We start from the raw sequence: 6,296 nt of genomic DNA on the forward strand, positions 1-6,296 counted from the left end.
TCACGACTTTCTAATAGAATCTTGTGGATAATGCGCACGCGCACCTCCAATTAATTTTGGACGACTAGCCAACGCCGTTACGTGGGCATGACCAATCTCTCTCAAAAGAGGACGAATCGGAACCTGAACATGCTTAACATGCATGCCAATTGCAGTGTCTCCGATATCCAAGCCAGCATGAGCCTTGATAAATTCAACCTCAACTGGATCCTTCATAAACTTGAAGGCTGCCAACTGACCTGAACCTCCTGCATGAAGGGTAGGAAGGACACTAACGATTTCCAGACCAAACTGCTCTGCCACCTGACGTTCAACAACGAGAGCCCGATTGACATGTTCACAACCTTGAACAGCTAGATGAATTTCTTTTTCCTCTAAGATATCTAGGATGGTTTTCACAATGATTTCGCCAATTTCTTGGCTGGATTCCTTGCCAATCTGACCACCTATCACTTCACTAGAAGAGAGGCCCAAAACAAAGATAGATCCTTGCTTCAAATTGGCCTTTTCCAATACATCTTCTACAATCTGGCTTGTCTCTCTTTGAATGTCTTTTTCCTTCATACTTGATACCTCTTTTATCACTATCTATCATATCGTTTTTTCTTGTTTTTAGCAAGATAGACAACCTGAAAATCTTACTCCAACCTGCATAAAACTCCCAGAATTGACTGGGAGTTAGCTAGTTTCTATTCTATTTATGTATATTTCAACCGTCGTCCCTTTTTGGGGCCTAGAATCAATCTTCATCTGGTAATGTTCTCCAAAATGAAGTTTGAGCCGTTGGTCAATATTTTGAAGACCAACTCCCCCACGTTTGAGCTGACTTTGACTACTATCGCTAGCATCTTGGAAACCAACTCCATCATCCTCAATACGGATGACCAGTCCTGAATCCTGTTTCTGAACAGAAACTCTAATATGTCCCTGACCTTCTTTTTCCTTAATGCCATGGTAAAGGGCATTTTCTACCAAGGGTTGTAACACTAACTTGGGCAAGACTAGATGATCAAAGGCAGGATTTTCAGCAATTTCGTATTCCAGCTTATCTCCATAGCGTTGTTTCTGGATAAAGAGATACTGGCGGACATGGTTGATTTCGTCAGACAGGCAAATCAAATCCTTGCCTTGATTGAGCGCCAAGCGGAAATAGGTTGCCAAGGACTTGGTCACCTGAACCACGCGCTGACTATCCTGAAATTCAGCCATCCAGATGATGGTATCCAAGGTGTTATAGAGGAAATGCGGATTAATCTGGCTAGATAGGGCTTGAAGTTGGTACTGACGGGTCGTTTCTTCCTGCCTGCGCACATCTGCCATCAGCTGATCAATCTGATCCAACATGGCATTAAATTGGCGAGTCACTTCTCTCAGTTCATAGGCACCAGTTTCCTTGGCACGAAGATTCTGATTACCAGAAGCAATTTCCAGCATGGTATCTCTCAAGTCATTCAGAGGAGCAATCCAGCGCTTGAGACTGAACCATACCAAACAGAGACAAGCAAGAAGAGATGTGACACTAGCCCCAAGCAAGGTCCACATGAGTTGACTCCGAACCTGGTCTAACTTCTCCAACGAAGACACACCAAGCACCGTCCAATCAGTTCCAGCAATCTTTTCCTGACTGACGTAGGATTTGTGATCTGGAGTATAACCCTGCCCTGTCTCAATGTAAGGTTTCATGGCCTCCATTTCGCTAGATGAACTATAAACTGTGTGTTGAGGATGGTAAACAAATTCATGGTTTTCATTGATGATAAAGGCAAAGCCCTGCTGCCCCAACTGGAGTTGGTTAAGATAGGCTTCCAGAGTTTCGTAGGAAATATCCAAACGAAGCACGCCCAGATTGGCTCCCTTGGCATCAACAAGTTCCTGAGTGACAGAAATGACCCACTGACTGTCTGATTTACGAGCTGGAGTCAAAATAGGCATGGCTCCCTGATGAATGGCCTTCTGATACCAGTCCTCAGCCATCATATCAGAGGAAGTTTTCATCTGCACACTATCATCTGTAGAAATGACCTGACCTGATTTGGTGACCAGTACAACAGTTTTCAAATCTTGGTCTGCCTTTAAGATGGTCAAAAACAGATTTCGGATTCCCTTGACCTTGTCTTGACTGGGATTCTCAGCATAGGCTAGGACATCCGTCTGCTGGGTCAAACTAGTCGAGGTGGTTTCTAATTTTTTGATATAGGACTGGATAAAGTGGCTAGTCTGGCTGATAGTCGTCTGGCTATTGCCCTCAATGCTATCCTCAATGGCTGAAGAACTAGATTGATAGTAGAAAGTCCCAACCAAAGCTAGAAGAATGAGAAAGACCAGAAAGATGGAAATAACCATTCTGACTAGGAGAGAAGAACGCTTCATCGGCCTTCTCCCTTCTTAAACTGACGAGGTGTCACACCTGCAATCTGTTTAAAACGTTGGGTAAAGTAGTTCATATCTTCAAAACCAACCTTCTCTGCGATCTCATAAATCTTCAGATCTGTGGTCAGAAGCAAGAGCTTGGCTTGTTTGACACGTTCTCTTACCAGATAATCCTGAAATGGCAGACCCAACTCTTTCTTAATCAAAGAACTCAGATAAGTCGGACTAAAGCCCAAGTTACTGGCCAAGATCTTTAAACTGAATTGGCTATCAGCCAGATGGGACTGGATTTTCTGGGCCATGTTTCCTTCAAACTTATCGGTTAATAAATCTTGTAACTGCTCTTCTTTCTCTTCCTTGTCTAGTTTTTGTTTGATTTTCCCCAACATTTCCTCAATATCCTGACGAGAAAAGGGCTTGAGCAGGTAGTCATCCACACCTAGTTTGACAGCAGACAAGGCATAATCAAAATCATCGTAGCCTGTCAAAAAAACTAGATGAACCTGAGGATAGGTTTCTCGGACCAGACTGGCTAACTGGATGCCATTTAGCTGAGGCATGTTGATATCGGTTAAAATGATATCCGGCACCTGCTTTTGGACCAAGTCCCAAGCCTGTCTTCCATTTTCAGCCTGACCAATGATTTCCATATCGTAGGCTGCTACATTGACCAGCTTGGTCAAACCTTGTCTTACCAGATATTCATCTTCTACGATTAAGATTGTATAGGTCATGCTTCTCTCCTTTGTCACTTACTAGTATCAGTATAGCAAAATTCTCCTCTAACTGCTTAGGAAAGCCCTCTTAATCGACATAATCTAGTAAATAAGCGTAGCCTTTTTCTTCCATTTGGTCTTTGGGAATAAAGCGGATAGAAAGGCTATTGATACAGTAGCGCAAGCCACCCTTGTCCTGTGGTCCATCCGTAAAGACATGGCCAAGGTGAGAATCTCCAACTCGGCTCCGCACTTCCATGCGTGTCATATTGTAGGACTTATCTTCCTTGTAGGTGGCGACATCTGGACTGATTGGTTGGGTAAAACTAGGCCAGCCACAACCAGACTCAAACTTGTCCTTTGATGAAAAGAGGGGTTCACCAGTTGCCACATCAACATAGATACCAGATTCAAATTTATCCCAGTAGCGGTTTGAAAAAGCTCGTTCTGTTTGATTTTTCTGGGTAACTGCATACTCCTCAGGTGACAAGGTCTTTTTCAATTCCTCATCACTTGGTTTAGGATATTTGCTGGCATCAATGACGGGATAGGCTGCCTGATTGACATTGATATGGCAGTAGCCATTTGGATTTTTCTTGAGATAGTCTTGGTGGTAATCCTCAGCCACTACAAAATTCTTCAAGGTCTCCTTTTCAACTGCTAGAGGTTGGTCGTATTTCTTAGCCACCTCATCAAAGACTTGGTTAATCACCTCTAAATCCTTGTCATCTGTGTAATAAACACCAGTACGGTATTGGGTCCCTACATCATTTCCTTGTTTATTTTTGCTGGTTGGATTGATAATGCGGAAGTAATGAAGCAGGATTTCCTTGAGGGAAATTTGATTGGCATCATAAGTAACATGAACAGTCTCCGCATGGCCTGTTTGGTTAATCAATTCGTACTTGGTTGTTTCCCCTCTACCATTTGCATAGCCTGAAACGGCATCTGTTACCCCGGGAACGCGAGAAAAATACTCCTCCACTCCCCAGAAACAACCTCCAGCCAGATAAATTTCGTGCAAGTCTGCATCTTTACTCACTTCTGTTTTTTTCACTGTTTTTCCTCCTTGGCTGACTGCCGCTTTCTCAATTTGCGAGCTATCTGTCCGCCCTGCATTTCGCATCAATAGAAAATAGAAACCGCTTATGGCTAGGAAAAAGATTCCTGCCAAGACAAACAATTTTACTTTATCATTCATGACCTTTCTCTACCCCATTTCTTTCAATGTCTTTAAAATCATATCCTTATCCATAAAACCTGGTTGCGTCTTGACCAGCTTTCCTTCCTTGTCTATAAAGGCTTGAGTTGGGTAAGAGCGAACGCCATAAGTTTCCAAAAGTTTACCTGACGGGTCAATTAAAACTGGGAAATGTTTATAATCCAAGCCCTTGTACCAGTTCTTAAAGTCTGATTCTGCTTGTTCCCCCTTATGTCCAGGAGACACCACTGTCAAGACCACATAGTCGTCTCCAGCATCTTTAGCAATTTCATCCGTATCTGGAAGACTAGCTAGACAGATGGAACACCAAGAAGCCCAGAATTTGAGATAAACTTTCTTGCCCTTGTAATCAGACAAGCGGTAAGTCTTGCCATCTACTCCCGTCAGTTCGAAATCAGCAACTGCCTGACCTTTAGTCGCAGTTTGCGCACTGACTTGTTCTGTTTTGGTTTGCTCCTTCATAGTAGCTTCGTCTGACATATTTTTAGCCGAACAGGCTGCCAAGCAACAGATTGAGCCGACTCCAAGGAGACATGTTTGCCATTTTTTCATTTCTCTTTCCTCTCTATTCAAATAATGTAGTCAAAATGGAAGCATTTCCCAAAAGCACCAAGATTCCCATCACGATAATGAGGAAACCACCCACTTTTTTGAAGGTTCCGAGATAAGGATGGAGCTTTCGGAAATGTTTCAAAACATAGCTGGAGGCTAGAGCTAGAAGCAAGAATGGTAGTGCCAAACCCAGCGTGTAAACCAACATGAGACCAGCTCCCTGCCAAGCACCTGAACCACCTGAAGCCGCCAAGGCTAAAACAGAGGCCAGAACCGGCCCTACACATGGCGTCCAAGCAAAACTAAAAGTCAATCCTAGTAAAAATGCCTGACTATAGCCCTTCCCCTTTTGCCCCTGTCTCTGTAATTGTAGCCTTCTTTCCTTGTAAAGTTCCTGAAAATGTAAGACTTCCATCTGGTGCAAGCCTAAGAGAATGATAACCGCACCCGTCACATACTGAAACCAAGAAGCATAAAGCAAATTACCTAAAAAACCAGCTCCATAACCCAGCAAGATAAAAATAAAGGAAATCCCCGCTATAAAGGCCAGAGTTCGCAATAAACTGACAACTGAGATTAAAAATTTGCCACTAGAAGCCTGAGAACTATCTTTGTCATCCAGTAAGACCCCTGCATAGACCGGTAACAAGGGTAAAATACAAGGAGAAAAGAAGGAAAGAATTCCAGCAAGAAAAACACTGATAAAAAAGATTATATTATCCATTGCCTTCCTCCATTCTTTGATTTGATAGGACTATTATAGACCCAAAACTCCAGAAAAAACAGGGACAATGATAGGGAAAAATAGGAATTTAATCAGGTTATACTTCAAATAAATCAAAAAAACATGAGTAAAAGGGTAAGCTATCTTAGTTTTTTGAGCCAACATTTAGTAAATTAAAAAACAGATTCTTCCATCTATCGCGGAAAAATCTGTCAGATTTACAAAAACTCCAACCACGGTTTACGAACCTTATCTTTGCTGGTTCCTCTGTATTTTTTTAGTTCTAAGAACGCCATTTTGACCATTATTGGTAATAGTCTTACAACAAGGCCTCAAACTCAGCAACGGTCATTCCCAATTGCTGGCTGGCAACCTCAGGTGTTAGAAGACCTTGGCGAACTAGATTTACTAAACCTACTTTTAACCCCTCTTCGATACCCTCTGCACGGCCACGTTCTAATCCTTTTTCTTCAGCTTGTTCCAAGGCATAGTCCTGTGCCAACAATGCCTGTTCTTCTCGCATACGTAGTTGACTAAACATTTTCCTGTCCTCCTCAGACCAGCTCTTGTAGTCCAGCAGTTGGTCTGCCTGGCTGATGGCTCGCTCAGGTTGTTGGGTAAAGGGCTTGTTCCCAAAAAACTCCAACCACGGCTTGCGAACCTCGTCTTTGCTGGTTTCTCTGTATTTTTTTAATTCCAAGAACGCCATCTT

The 6,296-nt window shown here is 42.8% G+C and carries 6 protein-coding genes and 1 pseudogene; all 7 read right to left on the reverse strand.

Annotated features, from left to right (window positions below; all coding sequences use genetic code 11):
• Entirely contained in the window at positions 1 to 564 is a 564-nt protein-coding gene (locus N8L90_RS04955; protein WP_203175305.1) for a TIGR01440 family protein, read from the reverse strand.
• A gap of 114 nt (positions 565 to 678) precedes the next feature.
• Positions 679 to 2,370, reverse strand: a complete 1,692-nt coding sequence (locus N8L90_RS04960; RefSeq protein WP_261024431.1) for a cache domain-containing sensor histidine kinase — start codon at positions 2,368 to 2,370, stop codon at positions 679 to 681.
• On the reverse strand, positions 2,367 to 3,104 hold the full coding sequence (locus N8L90_RS04965; RefSeq protein WP_261024432.1) for a response regulator transcription factor: 738 nt from the start codon (positions 3,102 to 3,104) through the stop codon (positions 2,367 to 2,369). Before N8L90_RS04965 ends, N8L90_RS04960 begins: the two co-directional genes overlap by 4 nt.
• Positions 3,105 to 3,174: 70 nt before the next feature.
• Positions 3,175 to 4,287 (reverse strand): peptide-methionine (R)-S-oxide reductase MsrB, encoded by a 1,113-nt coding sequence (msrB, locus tag N8L90_RS04970; RefSeq protein ID WP_261024433.1) that lies wholly within the window; start codon positions 4,285 to 4,287, stop codon positions 3,175 to 3,177.
• 9 nt (positions 4,288 to 4,296) lie between these two features.
• A complete protein-coding gene (locus tag N8L90_RS04975; protein WP_261024434.1) occupies positions 4,297 to 4,860 on the reverse strand; it encodes a redoxin family protein in 564 nt (187 codons plus the stop codon).
• 13 nt (positions 4,861 to 4,873) lie between these two features.
• Positions 4,874 to 5,584 carry a thiol-disulfide oxidoreductase-associated membrane protein CcdA2 gene (gene ccdA2, locus N8L90_RS04980; RefSeq protein WP_000368754.1) on the reverse strand — a complete coding sequence of 237 codons (711 nt, stop codon included), beginning with the start codon at positions 5,582 to 5,584 and terminating at the stop codon, positions 4,874 to 4,876.
• A gap of 319 nt (positions 5,585 to 5,903) precedes the next feature.
• Positions 5,904 to 6,296, reverse strand: a pseudogene (locus N8L90_RS04985) (Rpn family recombination-promoting nuclease/putative transposase); the annotation flags it as partial.

The sequence above is a fragment of the Streptococcus mitis genome, assembly GCF_946190115.1.
GTDB lineage: Bacteria > Bacillota > Bacilli > Lactobacillales > Streptococcaceae > Streptococcus > Streptococcus mitis_CO.

Coding starts and splice junctions, on each gene's coding strand:
- N8L90_RS04955 (WP_203175305.1), bottom strand. CDS start 564: ATGAAGGAAAAAGACATTCAAAGAGAGACAAGCCAGATTGTAGAAGAT.
- N8L90_RS04960 (WP_261024431.1), bottom strand. CDS start 2,370: ATGAAGCGTTCTTCTCTCCTAGTCAGAATGGTTATTTCCATCTTTCTG.
- N8L90_RS04965 (WP_261024432.1), bottom strand. CDS start 3,104: ATGACCTATACAATCTTAATCGTAGAAGATGAATATCTGGTAAGACAA.
- msrB (WP_261024433.1), bottom strand. CDS start 4,287: ATGAATGATAAAGTAAAATTGTTTGTCTTGGCAGGAATCTTTTTCCTA.
- N8L90_RS04975 (WP_261024434.1), bottom strand. CDS start 4,860: ATGAAAAAATGGCAAACATGTCTCCTTGGAGTCGGCTCAATCTGTTGC.
- ccdA2 (WP_000368754.1), bottom strand. CDS start 5,584: ATGGATAATATAATCTTTTTTATCAGTGTTTTTCTTGCTGGAATTCTT.